Origin of the sequence: Pseudomonas sp. MWU12-3103b (assembly GCF_023100615.1) — a bacterium.
In the GTDB taxonomy this organism is placed as follows: Bacteria; Pseudomonadota; Gammaproteobacteria; order Pseudomonadales; family Pseudomonadaceae; genus Aquipseudomonas; species Aquipseudomonas putida_A.
Genome location: NZ_JALMEY010000002.1, coordinates 126177 through 144903, shown reverse-complemented (window position 1 = coordinate 144903; position 18727 = coordinate 126177). Strand labels below are relative to the sequence as shown.

General features: G+C 61.5%; 19 protein-coding genes. 14 read left to right on the top strand and 5 right to left on the bottom strand.

Going from position 1 to position 18727, the window contains the following annotated elements:
* Window positions 1-2: 2 nt before the first annotated feature.
* Window positions 3-725, bottom strand: a complete 723-nt coding sequence (locus M0808_RS04415; protein ID WP_007961895.1) for an OmpA family protein — start codon at window positions 723-725, stop codon at window positions 3-5.
* Window positions 726-815: 90 nt separating this feature from the next.
* The gene (locus M0808_RS04410; RefSeq protein ID WP_027614358.1) at window positions 816-1511 is read right to left on the bottom strand and encodes an OmpA family protein; all 696 of its coding nucleotides are present in this window, start codon (window positions 1509-1511) and stop codon (window positions 816-818) included.
* Window positions 1512-1708: 197 nt separating this feature from the next.
* Here M0808_RS04410 and M0808_RS04405 point away from each other — a divergent pair, with 197 nt between their 5' ends.
* The 4 genes from M0808_RS04405 to M0808_RS04390 are packed head-to-tail and all read left to right on the top strand — an operon-like array spanning window position 1709 to window position 3425.
* Window positions 1709-2206, top strand: a complete 498-nt coding sequence (locus M0808_RS04405) for a DUF6231 family protein (protein ID WP_027614357.1) — start codon at window positions 1709-1711, stop codon at window positions 2204-2206.
* 4 nt (window positions 2207-2210) lie between these two features.
* Window positions 2211-2687 (top strand): YchJ family protein, encoded by a 477-nt coding sequence (locus tag M0808_RS04400; protein ID WP_027614356.1) that lies wholly within the window; start codon window positions 2211-2213, stop codon window positions 2685-2687.
* Window positions 2688-2730: 43 nt separating this feature from the next.
* On the top strand, window positions 2731-3225 hold the full coding sequence (locus M0808_RS04395) for an LEA type 2 family protein (protein WP_027614355.1): 495 nt from the start codon (window positions 2731-2733) through the stop codon (window positions 3223-3225).
* A complete protein-coding gene (locus M0808_RS04390) occupies window positions 3222-3425 on the top strand; it encodes an SEC-C metal-binding domain-containing protein (RefSeq protein WP_003198420.1) in 204 nt (67 codons plus the stop codon). Before M0808_RS04395 ends, M0808_RS04390 begins: the two co-directional genes overlap by 4 nt.
* A 149-nt stretch (window positions 3426-3574) precedes the next feature.
* Here the strand turns inward: M0808_RS04390 and M0808_RS04385 are convergent, their stop codons facing one another.
* On the bottom strand, window positions 3575-4132 hold the full coding sequence (locus M0808_RS04385) for a cysteine hydrolase family protein (protein ID WP_247840058.1): 558 nt from the start codon (window positions 4130-4132) through the stop codon (window positions 3575-3577).
* 190 nt (window positions 4133-4322) lie between these two features.
* On the opposite strand from M0808_RS04385, the gene M0808_RS04380 reads away from it, so the two are divergent.
* From M0808_RS04380 to pdeM, 10 genes are all read left to right on the top strand, one after another.
* Entirely contained in the window at window positions 4323-6770 is a 2448-nt protein-coding gene (locus tag M0808_RS04380; RefSeq protein WP_247840056.1) for a penicillin acylase family protein, read from the top strand.
* A 264-nt stretch (window positions 6771-7034) separates the two neighbouring features.
* Window positions 7035-8069, top strand: a complete 1035-nt coding sequence (locus tag M0808_RS04375; RefSeq protein WP_247840054.1) for a ligase-associated DNA damage response exonuclease — start codon at window positions 7035-7037, stop codon at window positions 8067-8069.
* Entirely contained in the window at window positions 8066-9754 is a 1689-nt protein-coding gene (locus tag M0808_RS04370) for an ATP-dependent DNA ligase (protein ID WP_247840051.1), read from the top strand. Before M0808_RS04375 ends, M0808_RS04370 begins: the two co-directional genes overlap by 4 nt.
* A gap of 457 nt (window positions 9755-10211) precedes the next feature.
* The gene (locus M0808_RS04365) at window positions 10212-10994 is read left to right on the top strand and encodes a transporter substrate-binding domain-containing protein (protein ID WP_003222321.1); all 783 of its coding nucleotides are present in this window, start codon (window positions 10212-10214) and stop codon (window positions 10992-10994) included.
* A gap of 57 nt (window positions 10995-11051) precedes the next feature.
* Entirely contained in the window at window positions 11052-11780 is a 729-nt protein-coding gene (locus tag M0808_RS04360; RefSeq protein WP_003222319.1) for an ABC transporter permease, read from the top strand.
* On the top strand, window positions 11777-12487 hold the full coding sequence (locus M0808_RS04355) for an ABC transporter permease (RefSeq protein WP_041070638.1): 711 nt from the start codon (window positions 11777-11779) through the stop codon (window positions 12485-12487). The genes M0808_RS04360 and M0808_RS04355 overlap by 4 nt, the downstream gene beginning before the upstream one ends.
* A gap of 11 nt (window positions 12488-12498) precedes the next feature.
* Window positions 12499-13617 carry a succinylglutamate desuccinylase/aspartoacylase family protein gene (locus M0808_RS04350; RefSeq protein ID WP_247840050.1) on the top strand — a complete coding sequence of 373 codons (1119 nt, stop codon included), beginning with the start codon at window positions 12499-12501 and terminating at the stop codon, window positions 13615-13617.
* A gap of 13 nt (window positions 13618-13630) precedes the next feature.
* Window positions 13631-14395 (top strand): ATP-binding cassette domain-containing protein, encoded by a 765-nt coding sequence (locus M0808_RS04345; RefSeq protein WP_123586990.1) that lies wholly within the window; start codon window positions 13631-13633, stop codon window positions 14393-14395.
* Window positions 14396-14586: 191 nt separating this feature from the next.
* Window positions 14587-17076 carry a ligase-associated DNA damage response DEXH box helicase gene (locus tag M0808_RS04340; RefSeq protein WP_247840048.1) on the top strand — a complete coding sequence of 830 codons (2490 nt, stop codon included), beginning with the start codon at window positions 14587-14589 and terminating at the stop codon, window positions 17074-17076.
* The gene (pdeM, locus tag M0808_RS04335; RefSeq protein ID WP_223007597.1) at window positions 17073-17729 is read left to right on the top strand and encodes a ligase-associated DNA damage response endonuclease PdeM; all 657 of its coding nucleotides are present in this window, start codon (window positions 17073-17075) and stop codon (window positions 17727-17729) included. The genes M0808_RS04340 and pdeM overlap by 4 nt, the downstream gene beginning before the upstream one ends.
* A 46-nt stretch (window positions 17730-17775) precedes the next feature.
* Here the strand turns inward: pdeM and M0808_RS04330 are convergent, their stop codons facing one another.
* The gene (locus M0808_RS04330; RefSeq protein ID WP_027614346.1) at window positions 17776-17985 is read right to left on the bottom strand and encodes a hypothetical protein; all 210 of its coding nucleotides are present in this window, start codon (window positions 17983-17985) and stop codon (window positions 17776-17778) included.
* Between the two features lie 102 nt (window positions 17986-18087).
* Window positions 18088-18654: a dCTP deaminase gene (dcd, locus tag M0808_RS04325; RefSeq protein ID WP_003222308.1), complete on the bottom strand. Its 567-nt coding sequence runs from the start codon at window positions 18652-18654 to the stop codon at window positions 18088-18090.
* Window positions 18655-18727 lie beyond the last annotated feature (73 nt).

Below are 18727 nucleotides of genomic sequence, written 5' to 3'. Positions count from 1 at the left end.
TCCTAGCGATTGATATGCAACTCCACCCGACGGTTTTTTGCCCGTCCCTCGTCCGTTGCGTTGTCAGCCACCGGCTCGCTCTCGCCGCGCCCTTCACTGGTCAGTTTGTCCGGCGCCAGGCCCTGACTCAGCAGGTACGCCGCCACGCTGCTGGCGCGTCGTTCCGACAGTGCCTGGTTGTAGGCGTCCGAACCTTTGCTGTCGGTATGGCCGATAACCTTGATGCTGACCACGTCGGCGTTGCGCAATTTGTCCATCAGCGTATCGAGCTGGGCCTTGGCGGCCGGGGTCAGATCCGACTTGTCGAAATCGAACAACACATTACCGGCATCGCTGAGGGTGATGACTTCCGATTGCGGCGCAGGTTCGGGAGCTTTTGCAGTGACCGGATATTGCGGCAGCGGACAGCCGCGATGATCGACCGGGGTATTGGCCGGGGTGTCAGGGCAACGGTCGCGGCGGTCGAACACGCCATCGCCGTCTTCATCGCCATCCTGGGCATAACAGATCAGCCCGCCAGTCAGAATCCCCAACGCCGCACCGCCACCGGCCCAGCCGCCACTTTCAATGGCGCCAAGACCGCCACCGACCAGCCCGCCGATCAGGCTGCAGATCGGCCACGTACGTTGATTGAGGGGGGCATCGCCATCGCTATGAGTGGCGCAACCGGTGAGCAGGCTGCCCAGCAGCAGCACCGGCAAGACGGACCTTGAGAAAACAGTCATTGTGAAAGCTCCTGTGTCACCGGCCCATACCGGTTACACAGGAGTAAAGACCCGCATCCGCGACTGCACAAGCCGCGGATGCGAGAGGGGCTAGCGGACGATTTTGATTTCGGTACGACGGTTCTGTGCGCGACCGTCTGCGGTTTTGTTATCCGCCACTGGCTGGCTTTCACCCATGCCCGAGACCGAAACGAAGCTGGCACGCGGCACACCCTGCTGGATCAGGTATTCCACCACCGAGTGCGCACGGCGATCCGACAGTTTCTTGTTGTAGGCATCGCTGCCGACGCTGTCGGTGTGGCCGGTCACGGTCAGTTGCGCCGTGGACGACTCTTGTTTCAGGCGCGTGGCGACTTTATCCAGCACCTGTTTGTCGGAGCCGGTCAGGGTGGCTTTGTCGAACTGGAAGTGCACATCGCGAATGACGATAGTTTCTTCCTTGACCACAACGGCCTCTTCTACCACTGGCGCAGGGGCAGGTGGTGGACAGCCGTCAGCATCGACCTGCACGCCTTTAGGCGTGTGCGGGCACTTGTCGCGACTGTCCGGCACACCATCGCCGTCTTCGTCGCCATCACCGTGCACCCAGCAATAGGCGGCTGCCGTACCACCGACAATCAGCGCGCCGTAGCCGGCCCACGACGAACTCTCCGTCGCCCCGAGGCCCGCGCCGACCACACCACCGACCGCCGCACAGGTCGGCCAGTCGGTTTTCTGCAAACCTGCGCAACCAGTCAACACACTGGTTAGCAGAATCAAAGGTAATGCTGTCCGAACTATGCTCATCTGGTTTTCTCCTGAGGGATCGGCTTAGAACCGATTCACGGAGTAAAGACCGGAGTTTTAATCTCCGCCAGCAATAGGCCACTGGCATTTGGGACCGTGTTCACAGGGATTCGGCACTTTTGCCGCCCGCGGCAAATCGGGGTCTAGGCCGGATCCGTCTGGCGCGCTAGTCTTGGCGATCTGATTGAGGAGCTTCGATGAACGTCGCCATTTCTTCGCGCACGCCGCAACAGGCGCTGGCTGCTTTACTGGATCGCTATGCCCCGGCGCGTTTACTGCTGATCGGCGCCAGCGAATTTCCGGCGCTCGCCGCTTTCAAGCAGGCACATCCGGACACCTGCGTGGCCCACGCCGCACCCGGTGCATTGCCCGCCGAACTCGCGGCGCGGCGCTTCGACCTGGCGCTGGTGGTCGATTGCCTGGAGCACCTGCCAAAGCGTGACGGCTTGAATCTGCTGGGCGGGATTCGCAACCTCAACGCCAGCCGCATTGCAGTGCTGGCGGATCTGCCGGCCAGCGGCTGGCAGGAAACCGATTTCTACTCGCTGGCGCTGCAGGCCAGTGAACGCTTCCAGCGTGACGATCAGGTACTGACCCTGTTCACCTATGATCTGCTTGACTACAAACAAGTCCCCGACTGGCTCAACTCGCGATTCTGGGCCAATCCGGAAAACTTCGGCAAATACTGGTGGTAATGCAATGAGTACAGCCATTTGCCCGTGCGGCAGCGGCAACCTGCTGGAGGCCTGCTGCGGCCACTATCACGAAGGCCACCCGGCGCCTTGCGCCGAAGCGCTGATGCGTTCGCGCTACAGCGCCTACGTGCTGGGGCTGATCGATTATCTGGTGGCCACCACCCTGCCCGCCCAGCAGGCCGGTCTGGATCGCCAGTCGATCAGCGCCTGGAGCGCGCAGAGCACTTGGCTCGGCCTTGAGGTCGAAAGCTCGGAAGTGTTCGGCGGCCAACCCGAGCATGCCTTCGTCACCTTTACCGCGCGCTGGCACGACAGCCAGGGCGAACACAGCCACCGCGAGCGCTCCTCGTTCGTGCAGAACGCCGGGCGCTGGTACTTCATCGACCCGACCGTGCAGTTGAAGCTGGGGCGCAATGACGCGTGCCCGTGTGCCAGCGGGCAGAAGTTCAAGAAGTGCTGTGCGGGGTATTTCGGCGCATAAAGGGAAGTGCCGACTAGACTGGGGCACAAAGGGAGTTTTTTCGATGCTCGGTCACTGTCGCACACTGCATGGCTTGTTATTGATGCTGATCCTGAACCTCGGCGGTTGCGCCTCATGGTTCAGCGACGACAGCGTCGACCCCGCCGTGCACCTGGTAAAAGTCGAGGTGGTGCGGGCCAAGCTGCTCGAACAGAAATTCATCCTGCACTTTCGCATCGACAACCCCAACGACAGCGACCTGACGGTGCGCGGCATGGAATATCGCATTCATCTGGCAGACCTGTTGCTGGCCGAAGGGGAGCATGAACACTGGATCACGGTAGGGCCGAAAAGCAGCGCGTTCTATCGGATACCGATCCGCACCAACCTGTGGCCGCGGGTCAAGGACGTGGTGAAAATGCTGAAAAGTCAGCACCAGCAGGTGCCCTATCGATTGCAGGGTGAGATGGAAACCGGTTTATTCATCGCCCACTACGTGCACCTGGAGCGCAATGGCGTGATAATCCCCGCCGATTTAATTCCGGAGCACAACCGATGACTCAGCAACCTCATGTCCATGGCCCTGACTGCAACCACGATCATGACCATCATCACGATCACGACCATGGCCATGTCCACGGCCCGAACTGCGGCCACGCCCACCAGGAACCGGTGCGCAACGCCCTGAAAGACGTCGGCCGCAACGACCCTTGCCCATGCGGCAACGGCAAGAAATTCAAGAAGTGCCACGGCGCTTGATGCTTCAGGTGAAGATCTTCTTCGCCTGACACATTGCCTTCGCGAGCAAGCCCGCTCCCACAGTTGACCGCATTCCTACTGACTGAACGCAGTCGACTGTGGGAGCGGGCTTGCTCGCGAAAGGGCCGGTACATTCACCCCCAAAATGTTCAGACAGCCGCCAGAATCTGCGCAGCGCTGACCACCGTCGCATACTCCCCGTGCACATTCCCCAGCGACATCCCGTGCACTTCTTCGGCTGAACGCGGTGTGCCGAAATAATCGGCCTTGTCGAAGGTGAAACACGCATCCTCCGCCACCCACGCCTCAAACCCCAGATTGCCCGCCGTGCGCGCTGTGGATTCCACCGAGTTGTTGGTCGCTACACCAACAATGATCAATTGCCCGATCCCCGCCTCACGCAGCTGCGCTTCCAGCCCCGTGGCACAAAACGCATCCGGTACCTGTTTCTGGGTCAGCCATTCACCGTCCTGCGGCATGAATCGCTGCTGAAATTCCACCCCTGACTGCCCGGGCCAGAACACCGAATCCGGTTCACGCGACAGATGCTGCACATGAATCACCGGCCGCCCGCTACTGCGCCACGCCCTCAGTAAATCGAGCATGCGTTCTTCGGCCTGTGGATTATTCCGCCTACCCAGTCGCGGCTGCAGAATGCCTTGTTGCTGGTCGATGATGATCAGTGCAGCGTTGGCCTTGAGCTCCATGGCGTCTTCTCACGAGAGTCATTTGATTCCCGCACTTCATCACCCACCCCTGCAAATAAGCAAGTCATCAGACAATCATCGATCAATGGCAAGAAATAACCACTCGCCCCGCTTGCGCGGCCATCTCCTGCTCACTAACGTAGCGGCTTTATTGCGCCCCCAGCCTCTACACCCCCGCAGGAGCTTTGCCATGGCCTCGCCAGCCCTTACACATTTTCTTCCCCGGTTCGGCGTTGCCGCAGCAGTGACCGGTGTCTTGAGCCTGTCCGGTTGCCAGACCTGGAACGCTCAGGACACCCTCCCGCCCACCTCCGGCGTGCAACCGCTCAAGGGCCTGGCGCAGAACGTTTCGGTGCGACGCAATGCCATGGGCATGCCGTTGATCGAAAGCAACAGCTTCCACGACGCACTGTTCACCCTCGGTTACGTGCATGCGAGCGACCGCATCAACCAGATGGTCACCCTGCGCCTGTTGGCCCAGGGGCGTCTGGCGGAAATGTCCGGCGCCTCGATGCTCGACGCCGACCGCTACATGCGCGCGGTCAACCTGAAGAAAAGCGCCGACGAGCTGTACAAGGCCTCGTCGCCACGCCTCAAGCGGTTCTTCGAAGTCTATGCGCGGGGCGTCAACGCCTACCTGTTCCGCTACGCCGACAAACTGCCGGGCGATCTCGCCGCCAGCGGCTACAAGCCGGAATACTGGAAACCGGAGGATTCGGCGCTGATGTTCGCGTTGCTGAACTTCAGCCAGTCGGCCAACCTGCCGGAAGAGATTTCCTCGCTGGTGCTGGCGCAAACCGTGAGCAGCGACAAACTCGCCTGGCTGACCCCGTCCGCACCGGACGAGAACTTGCCAATGGCCGAAGCCGACAAGCTGCAAGGCCTCAAGCTCAACGGGCAGATTCCAGGCCTCACCGAGCTGAGCAACGCCAGCCATCAACTGGCGGCGGTAAATCTGCTCGGCGCCAGCACCTCGAACAACTGGGCCATCGCCCCGCAACGCAGCCGCAGCGGCAAGAGCATTCTCGCCAGCGACAGCCATGGCCCGCTGGCGGCACCGTCGCTGTGGACCTTCGTGCAGATCCGCGCGCCGAAATATCAGGCTGCCGGTGTCACTGTCGCCGGTCTGCCGATGGTGCTCGGTGGCTTCAACGGCAAAGTCGCGTGGAGCGCCACCAGCGTGCTCGGCGACAACCAGGACCTGTTCCTGGAAAAGATCCGCCGTCAGGGCAACAACCTGACCTATGAGGTCAACGGCAAATGGCAGCCGCTGGGCGTGCGCAACGAAACCTATTTCGTCAAAGGCCAGCGACCAATTCGCGAAGCGGTGTACGAAACCCGCCACGGCGCGCTGCTCAACAGTGCTCAGGCCGTACAGGGCAACGGTTTTGGCCTGGCCCTGCAAACCCCGAGCTTCACCGACGACAAATCGCTGGACGCATTTTTCGACCTGACCCGTGCGCAGAACGTTGAACGCGCGTCAGACGCCAGCCGCGAGATCCGCGCCATCGCCCTGAACATGGTATTCGCCGACGCCAGCAACATCGGCTGGCAGGTCACCGGGCGTTTCCCCAACCGGCGCGAAGGCGAAGGCCTGCTGCCATCGCCGGGCTGGGAAGGTCGTTATGACTGGGATGGTTACGCCGACCCGATGTTGCACCCGTACGATCAGGACCCGACCCAGGGCTGGCTCGGCACCGCCAACCAGCGGGTCATTCCTCACGGCTACGGCATGCAGTTGTCCAACTCATGGGCAGCGCCAGAGCGCGGCGAACGCTTGGCGGAATTGGCCGGCAGCGGCAAACAGGACGGTCGCAGCGTAATCGCCATGCAGTACGACCAGACCACGACGTTTGCCGCCAAGCTGAAGAAAATGTTCGAAGCGCCGGGCATGAAGCAGCCGCTGAAACAGGCGATCGACGCCCTGCCGGAAGCCGATCGCAGCAAGGCGCGCGAGGCGTTCACCCGATTGATGGCGTTTGACGGCAAGCTCAACCCGACCTCGGCGGATGCGGCGATCTATGAACTGTTCCTGCAAGAAAGCATGAAGCAGATCTTCCTCGATGAGCTCGGCCCGGAGTCGAGTCCGGCGTGGAAAGCCTTTGTTGCCAATGGCGACTTGTCCTACGCGGCGCAGGCCGATCACCTGCTCGGGCGCGAAGACAGCCCGTTCTGGGATGACTTGCGTACCCCGCAGAAAGAAGACAAAGCCGTGATTCTGGCGCGCAGTCTGGCCGCCGCGATCAACGCTGGCGACAGTCAGCTGGGTGGCGATCGCAAGGCCTGGCAGTGGGGCAAACTGCACAGCTACACGTGGAAAAACGCCAATGGCCAGACCGTTCGTGGCCCGCTGGCAGCCGGCGGCGATCACACTACGCTCAATACCGCGGCGTTTGCCTGGGGTCAGGACTTCAACACCACGCGGGCGCCGTCGATGCGTTTCATCGTCGATTTCAGCCAGGCTGAGCCGCTGATGGGCCAGAACGGCACCGGCCAGTCCGGCAACCCGGCCAGCCCGAACTACCTCAACGGCATCGACGCTTGGCTCAAGGGTCAGTACATCGGCTTGCCGATGCAGCCGCAGAACTTTGACCGGGTGTATGGCAAGACGCGTTTGACCCTCACACCGGGCAAGTAAGGCACAGATCAAAAGCCCCTCACCCTAATCCTCTCCCAAGGGAGAGGGGACCGACGGAGTTGTTCTTTCGCAATACACCGACCTGAACCGTCGCGCCGAATCCATAATCGACGCGGACTTTCAGGTCGATGTAGCTCGCCAGACACCTCGGTCGGCTCCCTCTCCCTCCGGGAGAGGGCTGGGGTGAGGGAGCTTTGAAAATCGATAGAACTTCCGGACTCGCGCCAACCTCATAGCTAACAAGCCCCCCATTCTGGTAACGACATGGACCTTGTTATCGCCCGCCCCGAAGGTTTGTATTGCCCTGCCGGGGATTTCTACATTGATCCGTGGCGCCCGGTCGAGCGCTCGGTGATCACCCATGCCCACGGCGATCACGCCCGTAACGGCAATCAGCACTACCTTGCCAGCAGCGCCAGCGAAGGGATCTTGCGTGCGCGTCTGGGTCAGGAGATCAACCTGCAAACCCTCGCCTACGGCCAGCGGCTGACCCATCACGGCGTGACCTTGAGTTTCCATCCCGCCGGGCATGTGCTCGGTTCGGCCCAGGTGCGTCTGGAATACGGCGGCGAAGTCTGGGTCGCATCGGGAGATTACAAGATCGAACCCGATGGCACCTGCGCGCCGTTCGAACCGGTGCGCTGCCACACTTTCATCACCGAATCGACTTTCGGCCTGCCGATCTACCGCTGGCAACCACAGGCGCAGGTGTTCAGCGAGATCAACCAGTGGTGGCAGGCGAACATCGCGGCGGGCAAGGCCAGCGTGCTGTTCTGTTATTCGTTCGGCAAGGCTCAGCGGATCCTGCACGGCATCGACGCCAGCCTCGGCCCGATCCTCAGTCACGGTGCCGTCGAACCGCTGAACCGGGTCTACCGCGAGGCCGGCGTGTACCTGCCGCCGACGATCTACGCCGGCGACATCAAAAAATCCGACCCGATCATGCGTCAGGCGCTGGTGATCGCCCCGCCCTCGGCAGGCGGCAGCACCTGGATGCGCCGGTTCGGTGACTACAGCGACGCCTTCGCCAGCGGCTGGATGCGCCTGCGCGGCACCCGCCGGCGGCGCGGTGTGGATCGCGGTTTCGTGCTCTCGGATCACGCTGACTGGCCGGGCCTGCTCTGGGCCATCGAACAGACCGGCGCCGAACGTGTGATGGTCACCCACGGCTCGATCGGCGTGCTGGTCCGGCATCTGCGCGAACAAGGCCTGGACGCGCAGGGTTTCAACACCGAATACGGCGACGACGAAGAGGAGAACATTGGCGCCGAGCCGGTTATCGCCGAGGTGCAAGCATGAAAGCTTTCGCCGAGCTGTACGCCGAACTCGACGCCACCACGTCAAGCAACGCCAAACTGGCAGCGATGCAAACCTACTTCGCTCAAGCAGCACCACAGGACGCGGCATGGGCGGTGTACTTTCTGTCCGGTGGACGCCCGCGGCAACTGGTGCCGGTGCGCATCCTGCGCGAACTGGCGGTGGAAGTCTCGGGACTGCAACCGTGGCTGTTCGAGGAAAGTTATCAATCCGTTGGCGATCTGGCGGAAACCATTTCCCTGGTGCTGCCGGAAAATCCGCACAGCTCCGAGGCCGGTCTTGCCGAATGGATTGAAGACAAGCTGCTGCCACTGCGCGGTGAACCCCCGGAATACCTCGCCCGCCACCTGCCCGCGCTGTGGGCGCAACTGGATCGGCCGAGCCTGATGCTGTGCATCAAGCTGATCACCGGCAGTTTCCGCGTCGGCGTGTCGAAACTGCTGGTCACCCGCGCTCTGGCGTCGATGGCCGGCCTCGACAGCAAACGCGTGGCGCAGCGCCTGGTGGGTTACACCGACCTGTCGAACCGGCCGAACGCGACCAGCTACCTGAAACTGATCGCGCCGGAATCCGCCGATGAACATGCGCAACGTGGCGGCCAACCCTACCCGTTCTTCCTCGCGCATGGCTTGTCACAACCGGTGGAGGAGTTTGAAGCGCTGCTGGGGCCGGCGAGCAACTGGCAGGTGGAATGGAAGTGGGATGGCATCCGCGCGCAGGTGGTCAAGCGCGAGGGTCGGTTGTGGGTCTGGTCGCGGGGTGAAGAACTGGTCACCGAGCGCTTTCCCGAGCTCGACACACTGGTCCACGCGTTACCCGACGGCACGGTAATCGACGGCGAAATCGTGGTCTGGAAAAGTACCCATCCGAGCACCGCAGACGCCTTCGATCCGCAATCGAGCGCACCGCCGGCGGTGCAACCGTTCGCGCTGCTGCAGCAACGCATCGGGCGCAAAACCCTCGACAAGAAAATCCTTGAAGAAGTGCCGGTGGTGGTGCTCGCCTACGATTTGCTGGAGTGGCAAGGCGAAGACTGGCGCAACCGTCCGCAGGCCGAACGACGCGCGCAACTGGAGCAGGTCATCGCTCACGGTAACAACCCGGTGTTACTGGCCTCGCCGATTCTCACTGGCAGTGACTGGTTCGACCTCGCCCAGCAGCGTGAAGCCTCACGGCGCCTCGGTGTCGAGGGCATGATGCTCAAGGCCCGCGACGCCCTGTATGGCGTAGGCCGGACCAAGGACATGGGCGTGTGGTGGAAGTGGAAGGTCGATCCGTTCAGCGTCGATGCGGTGTTGATCTATGCCCAGCGCGGACATGGCCGGCGCGCCAGTCTGTACAGCGATTACACCTTCGCCGTGTGGGACGGCCCGCCCGAGTCCAGCCAGCGGGCGCTGGTGCCGTTCGCCAAGGCCTATTCGGGGCTGACCGACGAGGAAATGCGCCAGGTCGACAGCATCGTGCGCAAGACCACCGTGGAAAAATTCGGCCCGGTCAGCAGCGTCAAGCCGAGTCTGGTGTTCGAACTGGGTTTCGAAGGCATCGCCCTGTCGCGACGGCACAAGAGCGGGATCGCCGTGCGTTTTCCAAGGATGCTGCGCTGGCGGCAGGACAAGACGGTGGATGAGGCCGATAGCCTGGCAACGTTGCAGGATTTGCTGGCCTGACCCAGTTTTCCGGGACAAACCTCCAATCGTCCTGAATGAACATCCTGTAGTGAGTGGATTTTCTGGTGAGGAGATCTTGTGGTGAGGAGATCTTGTGGTGAGGGGATCTTGTGGTGAGGGGATTTATCCCCGATGGGCCGCGAAGCGGCCCCCCATCATTTTTTCAGTAAACCGCGTGTACCGGATTTGCGACTGCTGCGCAGCCGTTCGGGGATAAATCCCCTCGCTACAAGTATTCTGAATCATTAAAAAATACCTGCATCGACCCAACTTGGTGCAGCTCAATCCCCACGCCCATTCCCGTGCACCAATCCCTCTCCCTCCTCCCTCCCCCAACCTTTTAAAACACTTGTTCGGGACTCTGGTTCGGAAATTGCTACTTTCTATAGGTCGTACGCGTTCCAGTAACAATAATTCTGCGCCACAAGCGCTCATATTGGTTCTTAGGGATTGAATAATGAAAAAAGCATTGCTGACCCTTTCTGCACTGGCGTTGTGCATGGCCGCCGGCTCCGCGCTGGCCAAGGAATACAAAGAGCTGCGTTTTGGCGTTGATCCTTCCTACGCACCGTTCGAGTCGAAAGCGGCCGACGGCAGCCTGGTGGGCTTCGACATCGACCTGGGCAACGCGATCTGCGCCGAGCTGAAGGTCAAGTGCAAATGGGTTGAAAGTGACTTCGACGGCATGATTCCGGGCCTCAACGCCAACAAATTCGACGGTGTGATCTCGTCGATGACCGTGACCCCGGCCCGTGAAAAGGCGATCGACTTCTCCAGCGAGCTGTTCTCCGGCCCGACTTCCTACGTGTTCAAGAAGGGCTCCGGCCTTAGCGATGACGTCGCTTCCCTCAAGGGCAAGTCCGTCGGTTACGAGCAAGGCACCATCCAGGAAGCCTACGCCAAGGCCGTATTGGAGAAGGCCGGGGTAAAAATCCAGGCTTACGCCAACCAGGATCAGGTCTACGCCGACCTGAAAAACGGCCGTCTCGACGCCTCGATCCAGGACATGCTGCAAGCCGAACTGGGCTTTTTGAAGTCGCCGGATGGCGCCAACTATGAAGTCAGCAAGCCGGTCGACAGCGAATTGCTGCCAGCCAAAACCGCTGTCGGTATTAAGAAAGGTAACAAAGAGCTGAAGGCGCTTTTAGATAAAGGTATCAAAGCGTTACACGATGACGGCAAATACGCCGAGATTCAAAAGAAACACTTTGGCGATCTGAATCTGTACAGCGGTAAATAATGCCCTGGCGCCCATCGTTCGATGGGCGCCTTTTCCATCCGCTCAGGTTGCTGATTTATGTTCGAAAACCTCCTACAAAATCTGGGGCTCTCCGCCTTCAGCCTCAAGGGCTTTGGTCCGTTGCTGTTGGAAGGCACCTGGATGACCATCAAATTGTCCGCGTTGTCGCTGCTGGTGGCCGTGTTGCTCGGTCTCTTGGGCGCCAGTGCCAAACTGTCGAAATCCAAACTGCTGCGCCTGCCTGCCCAGCTCTACACCACGCTGATTCGCGGGGTGCCGGATCTGGTGCTGATGCTGTTGATTTTCTACAGCCTGCAAACCTGGCTGACCGCCCTGACCGACGTCATGGAGTGGGACTACATCGAGATCGACTCCTTTACCGCCGGGGTGATCACCCTGGGCTTCATCTATGGCGCGTATTTCACCGAAACCTTCCGTGGGGCAATCCTCGCCGTACCACGCGGTCAGGTCGAAGCGGCCACCGCTTATGGCCTCAAACGCGGCCAGCGCTTTCGCTTCGTGGTGTTCCCGCAAATGATGCGCTTCGCCCTGCCGGGCATCGGCAACAACTGGATGGTAATGCTCAAGGCCACCGCGCTGGTGTCGATCATCGGCCTGGCCGATCTGGTCAAAGCCGCGCAGGACGCCGGTAAAAGCACCTATCAACTGTTCTACTTCCTGGTACTCGCCGCCTTGATCTATCTGCTGATCACCAGTGCATCCAACGTCATCCTGCGCTGGCTCGAGCGCCGTTACGCCGCCGGTGCCCGGGAGGCCGTACGATGATCGAACTCCTGCAGGAATACTGGAAACCCTTCCTTTATACCGACGGTACCAACATCACCGGTCTGGCGATGACCATGTGGCTGCTCAGCGCCTCGATTTTCATCGGTTTTCTGGTGTCGATCCCGTTGTCGATCGCCCGGGTGTCCTCGCACTTCTATGTGCGCTGGCCGGTGCAGTTCTACACCTACCTGTTCCGTGGCACGCCGCTCTACATCCAGCTGCTGATCTGCTACACCGGGATCTACAGCCTGGCCGCCGTGCGCGCGCAGCCGTTGCTCGACAGTTTCTTTCGCGATGCGATGAACTGCACGATCCTCGCGTTCGCCCTCAACACCTGCGCCTACACCACGGAGATTTTCGCCGGGGCGATCCGCAGCATGAACCATGGCGAAGTCGAAGCGGCCAAGGCCTACGGCCTGACCGGCTGGAAGCTGTACGCCTACGTGATCATGCCCTCGGCGCTGCGCCGGTCGTTGCCGTATTACAGCAACGAAGTGATCCTGATGCTGCACTCGACCACCGTGGCCTTCACCGCGACCATCCCCGACATCCTGAAAGTTGCGCGGGACGCCAACTCGGCGACCTACCTGACCTTTCAGTCGTTCGGCATCGCCGCGCTGATCTACCTGACCATCACCTTCGCGCTGGTCGGCCTGTTCCGCCTCGCCGAACGCCGATGGCTGGCATTCCTCGGGCCGACCCACTAGGAAAACCTGTAATGCGACACCAGATCCATGACCTGTTGGCCCCGGTGCCGGGGACCGCACGACAGATCCACAGCTTCCACTTCGGCCCGGAGCAGGCCCAAGGCAAGATCTACATCCAGTCCTCGCTGCATGCCGACGAACTGCCCGGCATGCTCGTGACCTGGCACCTCAAGCAGCGACTGGCGGAGCTGGAAGCCGCCGGGCGCCTGCGCAGCCAGATTGTGCTGGTGCCGGTGGCCAACCCGGTCGGCCTCGAACAAGTTCTGATGGACGTGCCGCTGGGCCGGTACGAGATGGAGAGCGGGCAGAATTTCAATCGCTGGTTCGTCGACCTCAGCGAAGAAATCGGCAACGACATCGAGGGCAAGCTGGGCGACGACCCGCAGCGCAACCTTGAGCTGATCCGCACCAGCCTGCGCAACGCCCTCGCCCGCCAGACACCCGGCACGCAACTGCAATCCCAGCGCCTGACCTTGCAACGGCTAGCGTGCGATGCCGACATGGTGCTGGATCTGCACTGCGATTTCGAATCCGTGGTTCATCTCTACACCACGCCCGAAGCGTGGCCGCAGGTCGAGCCGCTGGCGCGTTACATCGAAGCTCAGGCCAGTCTGCTGGCCACCGATTCCGGCGGCCAGTCATTCGACGAATGCTTCACCCTGTTGTGGTGGCAACTGCAAGAGCGCTTTGGCGAACACTTCGAGATTCCGCTGGGCAGCTTTTCGGTGACCGTGGAGTTGCGCGGCCAGGGTGACGTCAATCACCCAATGGCCAGTCGTGACTGCCAGGCCTTGATCGATTACCTGATCCAGTTCGATGCGATCGTCGGCGAGACCAAACCGCAGCCGCCCCTGCCGTTCCCCGCCACGCCGCTGGCCGGCGTCGAACCGGTGACCACGCCGGTGGGCGGCTTGCTGGTGTACACCGCTACGGCCGGGCAATACCTGCAAGCCGGGCAACAGATTGCCGAAATCATCGACCCGATCCACGACCGGGTCACCCCCATTCATTGCACTGCCGCCGGCCTGCTGTACGCCCGCTCGCTGCGGCGCATGGCTACTGCCGGCATGGTGATCGCCCACGTGGCGGGCGCCGAAGCCTATCGCAGCGGCTACCTACTTTCGCCTTGAGGATGTCTGCCCCATGTACAAATTGACTGTTGAAGGTCTGCACAAAAGCTATGGCGACCATCAGGTACTCAAAGGCGTTTCGCTCAAGGCCAAGACCGGCGACGTGATCAGCCTGATCGGCGCCAGCGGCTCGGGTAAAAGCACCTTTTTGCGCTGCATCAACTTCCTCGAACAACCCAACGACGGCGCCATGAGCCTCGATGGCCAGGCGATCCGCATGGTCACCGACCGCCACGGCATGCACGTCGCCGACCCGAATGAACTGCAACGCCTGCGCACGCGACTGGCCATGGTGTTCCAGCACTTCAACCTGTGGAGCCACATGACCGTGCTGGAAAACATCACCATGGCCCCGCGCCGGGTGCTGGGTTGCAGCAAGCAGGAAGCTGAAGACCGCGCCCGCCGCTACCTGGACAAGGTCGGCCTGCCGGCGCGGGTTGCCGATCAGTACCCGGCGTTTCTCTCTGGCGGCCAGCAACAGCGGGTGGCGATTGCCCGGGCGCTGGCGATGGAGCCGGAAGTGATGCTGTTCGACGAACCGACCTCGGCACTCGACCCGGAGCTGGTGGGTGAGGTGTTGCGGGTGATTCAGGGTCTGGCTGAAGAAGGTCGGACGATGATCATGGTGACCCATGAAATGAGCTTCGCCCGCAAGGTCTCCAGCCAGGTGTTGTTTCTGCATCAAGGGCTGGTGGAAGAAGAAGGCGCGCCGGAAGATGTGCTGGGCAATCCGCGCAGCGAACGGCTGAAGCAGTTCCTCAGCGGGAACCTCAAGTAACTGGCGCACATAAAACCTGTGGGAGCGGGCTTGCTCGCGAAAGCGGTGGGTCAGTCAGCATTGTTTTGACTGACCCACCGCTTTCGCGAGCAAGCCCGCTCCCACAAGGGTGTATGTACTCGCACAAAATTAAACTTGTCCCTCAACGGCGCGGTCACTGAAGGAACACCTTCAGAGCGCACGCCGCCGGTATGCCGACCTCCACCGACTTCGCAAAACTCTGGTTCAGCGCACGCAACTGGAAGCCGTTCGCCTTTCAAAAGCAGGTGTGGGCCGCCGTCAAACAAGGTCAGTCGGGGTTGCTCCATGCCAGCACCGGCGCCGGTAAAACCTATGCGGTGTGGTTCGCCGCGCTCAACCGCTTCGCCCGCATCAAACCCAGCGCTGCAGACAGCAAAAAACGCAAAGCACCAGCCGAACCACTGACCGTGCTGTGGATCACGCCGATGCGTGCCCTCGCCGCCGACACCGCACGCGCCCTGCAAGCGCCAGTCAGCGATTTGCAGATTCCGTGGAGCATCGGTCTGCGCACCGGCGACACCAGCAGCGCCGAACGTGCGCGTCAGGGCCGGCGCCTGCCAACCACGCTGATCACCACCCCGGAAAGCCTGACCCTGCTGCTTGCCCGAGCCGACGCCAGGACTGCGTTGTCGAGCCTGCGGATGATCGTTGTCGATGAATGGCACGAACTGCTCGGCAACAAACGCGGCGTACAACTGCAACTGGCCCTCGCCCGTCTGCGCCATTGGCAACCCGAACTGATCGTCTGGGGCGTTTCTGCCACCCTCGGTAATCAAGCCCACGCCGAACAGGTGCTGATCCCACAGGGCGGCGGCATCAGCGTGCAGGGCCAGAGCGAAAAATCACTCAAGGTCGACACCTTGATCCCACCGGCCATCGAGCGTTTTCCCTGGGCCGGGCACATCGGTCTGAAGATGCTGCCGCAGGTTGTTGCCGAACTGGACGCCTGCGCCAGCAGCCTGGTCTTCACCAACACCCGCGCGCAGTCGGAAATCTGGTATCAGGCGTTGCTCGAAGCGCGGCCGGACTGGGCCGGGCTGATCGCGCTGCACCACAGTTCACTGTCCCGCGAGACCCGCGACTGGGTCGAGCAAGCGTTGAAGGACGGCAAGCTGAAAGCCGTGGTCTGCACCTCGAGCCTGGATCTGGGCGTGGACTTTTTACCGGTGGAACGGGTGCTGCAAATCGGCTCGGCCAAAGGCGTGGCGCGGCTGATGCAACGCGCCGGGCGCTCCGGTCACGCGCCGGGGCGCACCTCGCGCGTGACGCTGGTGCCGACCCACAGCCTGGAACTGATCGAAGCCGCTGCCGCAGGTGACGCGGTGGAGCAACGACTCATCGAACCGCGTCTGTCGCCGCACAAACCGCTGGATGTGCTGGTGCAGCATCTGGTCAGCATGGCGCTGGGCGGTGGTTTTATTCCCGAAGAATTGTACGAAGAAGTGCGTGGCGCCTGGGCCTATCGTGATCTCACCTTGGCGGATTGGGCCTGGGCGCTGGCTTTCGTACGTCACGGCGGGCTTTCTCTGACAGCCTATCCGGATTACCGCCGGGTCGAACCGGACGAACACGGCGTCTGGCGGGTACCCGATGCGCGATTGGCGCGCCGTCATCGCATGAGCATCGGCACCATCGTCAGCGACGCGAGCATTAATCTGAAATTCTGGAGCAAGGGTGGCGGTGGCAAGCAGTTAGGCAGTGTCGAGGAAGGCTTTATCGCGCGGCTGAAACCGGGCGATGGCTTTCTCTTTGCCGGGCGCCTGCTGGAGTTGGTGCGGGTGGAAAACATGACCGCGTACGTCAAACGCAGCACCGCGAAAAAAGCCGCCGTGCCGCGCTGGAATGGCGGGCGGATGCCGCTTTCCAACGAACTGGCCGCCGCCGTGGTCAGCCGCTTCACTGCAGCAGCGCGGGGTGAGTTCGTCGGCCCGGAAATGCACGCGCTGCAACCGTTGCTGCAAACACAGGCGCGCTGGTCGGGTCTGCCCACCTCCGACAGTCTGTTGGCCGAAGCGCTGAAATCCCGTGAAGGCTGGCACCTTTTCCTTTATCCGTTTGCCGGGCGCCAGGTGCATCTGGGGCTCGCCAGCCTGTTGGCTTGGCGCGTGAGTCAGCGCCAGCCGCTGACGTTCTCGATTGCGGTGAATGATTACGGGCTGGAGTTGCTCAGCGCCACGCCGGTCGATTGGTTCGAGCAACTCGATGCGGCGCTGCTCAGCCCCGAGCATCTGCTGCGCGACGTGCTGGCCAGCCTCAATGCCGGGGAGCTGGCGTTGCGGCGCTTTCGCGAGATCGCGCGGATCGCCGGGCTGGTGTTCGCCGGCTATCCCGGCGCGCCGAAAAGTACCCGCCAGGTACAGGCTTCCAGCGGATTGTTCTTCGAAGTGTTCAAACAATACGACGCTGACAACCTGCTGCTGGCTCAAGCCGGGGAAGAAGTCTTACGGGAAGAACTGGATATTCGTCGTCTGGAACAGACATTGGAGCGGATCAACCGGATGAAACTGGACATGCACCTGATCAAACGTCCTACACCGCTAGGCTTTCCGTTGCTGGTGGAGCGCATGCGCGAAAGCATGAGTTCGGAAAAACTCGCCGACCGCATCCGGCGCATGGTCGGCGATCTGGAGAAATCCGCCGACAAGGGTCAAGCCTCATGAGTGCAGCGTATCCAGTGCGCCTGGCTGGTGAGGAGCTATGGCTGCTGCCGGAAAAGGCCCTGTACTGGCCGGCGCAGCAAGCACTGCTGATCGCCGATGTGCATTTCGGCAAGGCCGCGGCCTATCGCAGCCTCGGCCAGCCGGTGCCCCAGGGCACCACGACGGCGAATATCGAAGTGCTCGACCGCTTGCTGGCCAGACTGCCCTGTCGGCAGCTGATTTTCCTCGGTGACTTTCTGCACGGCCCCGGTTCGCATGCGACGGGTACGCTGAATGCCCTGGCCGAATGGCGTGCACGGCACGCGGATCTGCCGATGACGCTGATTCGCGGCAACCACGACAAACGTGCCGGGGATCCACCGACGGCGCTGAATATCCGCGTGGTTCCGGAGCCCCTGCTGCTCGGGCCGTTTGCCCTGCAACACGAACCGGATCCACATCCCGAGCGGCATGTGCTGGCCGGGCATGTGCATCCGGTCTATCGGCTCAACGGCAAGGGGCGGCAGCGTTTGCGCCTGGCATGTTTTCGACTGGGTGAGCGATTGAGCCTGCTGCCGGCCTTTGGTGCCTTTACCGGTGGTTATCAGGTCGAGAAAGACGCTCAGTGCAGGATTTTCGTCATCGGCGACAACGAAATATGGCCCGTCAGTTGAGGTCTTGGGCAAACCTCAGCCGACTGGCCATTCATGGAGTAGCGACTCAGGCCACTGGTGCGGGTGGCGGCTCGTCCGGCAGCGTCGGCTCGCCGGGTTCGGTCGGTTGTTCGTTAGGGGTGTCGGGATCAGGCTGACCGGGAATGCCGCCTGCCATATGGAAAGCCGGGTGTGCCAACAATGACCAGGCCAAAACGCCAACCTGATTGGGCTCAAGCCTTGCCAGTTGGGCGGTGATATGCGGATCGATCTTCATGCAACCTCCTCGGCGAAGGCCCGCTTTGCCAGAAGCAAAAACGGGCAGTACACCCCATAGAGTGTCTGCCCGCCAAAGAATTCCCGCGAACTGCCGGATGGATCAGGTACGCGGCAGGGTCACGCCACGCTGGCCCTGATATTTGCCGCCGCGATCCTTGTACGAAACTTCGCATTGCTCGTCGGATTCGAGGAACAGCATCTGCGCCACGCCCTCGTTGGCGTAGATTTTCGCCGGCAGGTTGGTGGTGTTGGAGAATTCCAGGGTCACGTGGCCTTCCCACTCAGGCTCGAGCGGGGTGACGTTAACGATGATGCCGCAGCGCGCGTAGGTGCTTTTACCCAGGCAGATGGTCAATACGTTGCGCGGAATGCGGAAGTATTCGACGGTGCTGGCCAGGGCGAAGGAGTTCGGCGGGATGATGCAGACGTCGCTGTGGATGTCGACAAAGCTGCCGGCATCGAAGTTCTTCGGATCGACGATCGCCGAATTGATGTTGGTGAACACCTTGAAATGGTTGGTGCAGCGCACATCGTAGCCGTAGCTCGACACACCGTAGGAAATCACACGACTGTCGTCGCTGCCGCGCACCTGGCGCTCGACGAAAGGCTCGATCATGCCGTGTTCCTGCGCCATGCGGCGAATCCACTTGTCCGATTTGATGCTCATGGCGGGTGTCCTGAATAGCGAGGTGGAAAAAATCTGTCCGGCATCTTACCGGGCGCGCCGCCGGGTTCAAAGT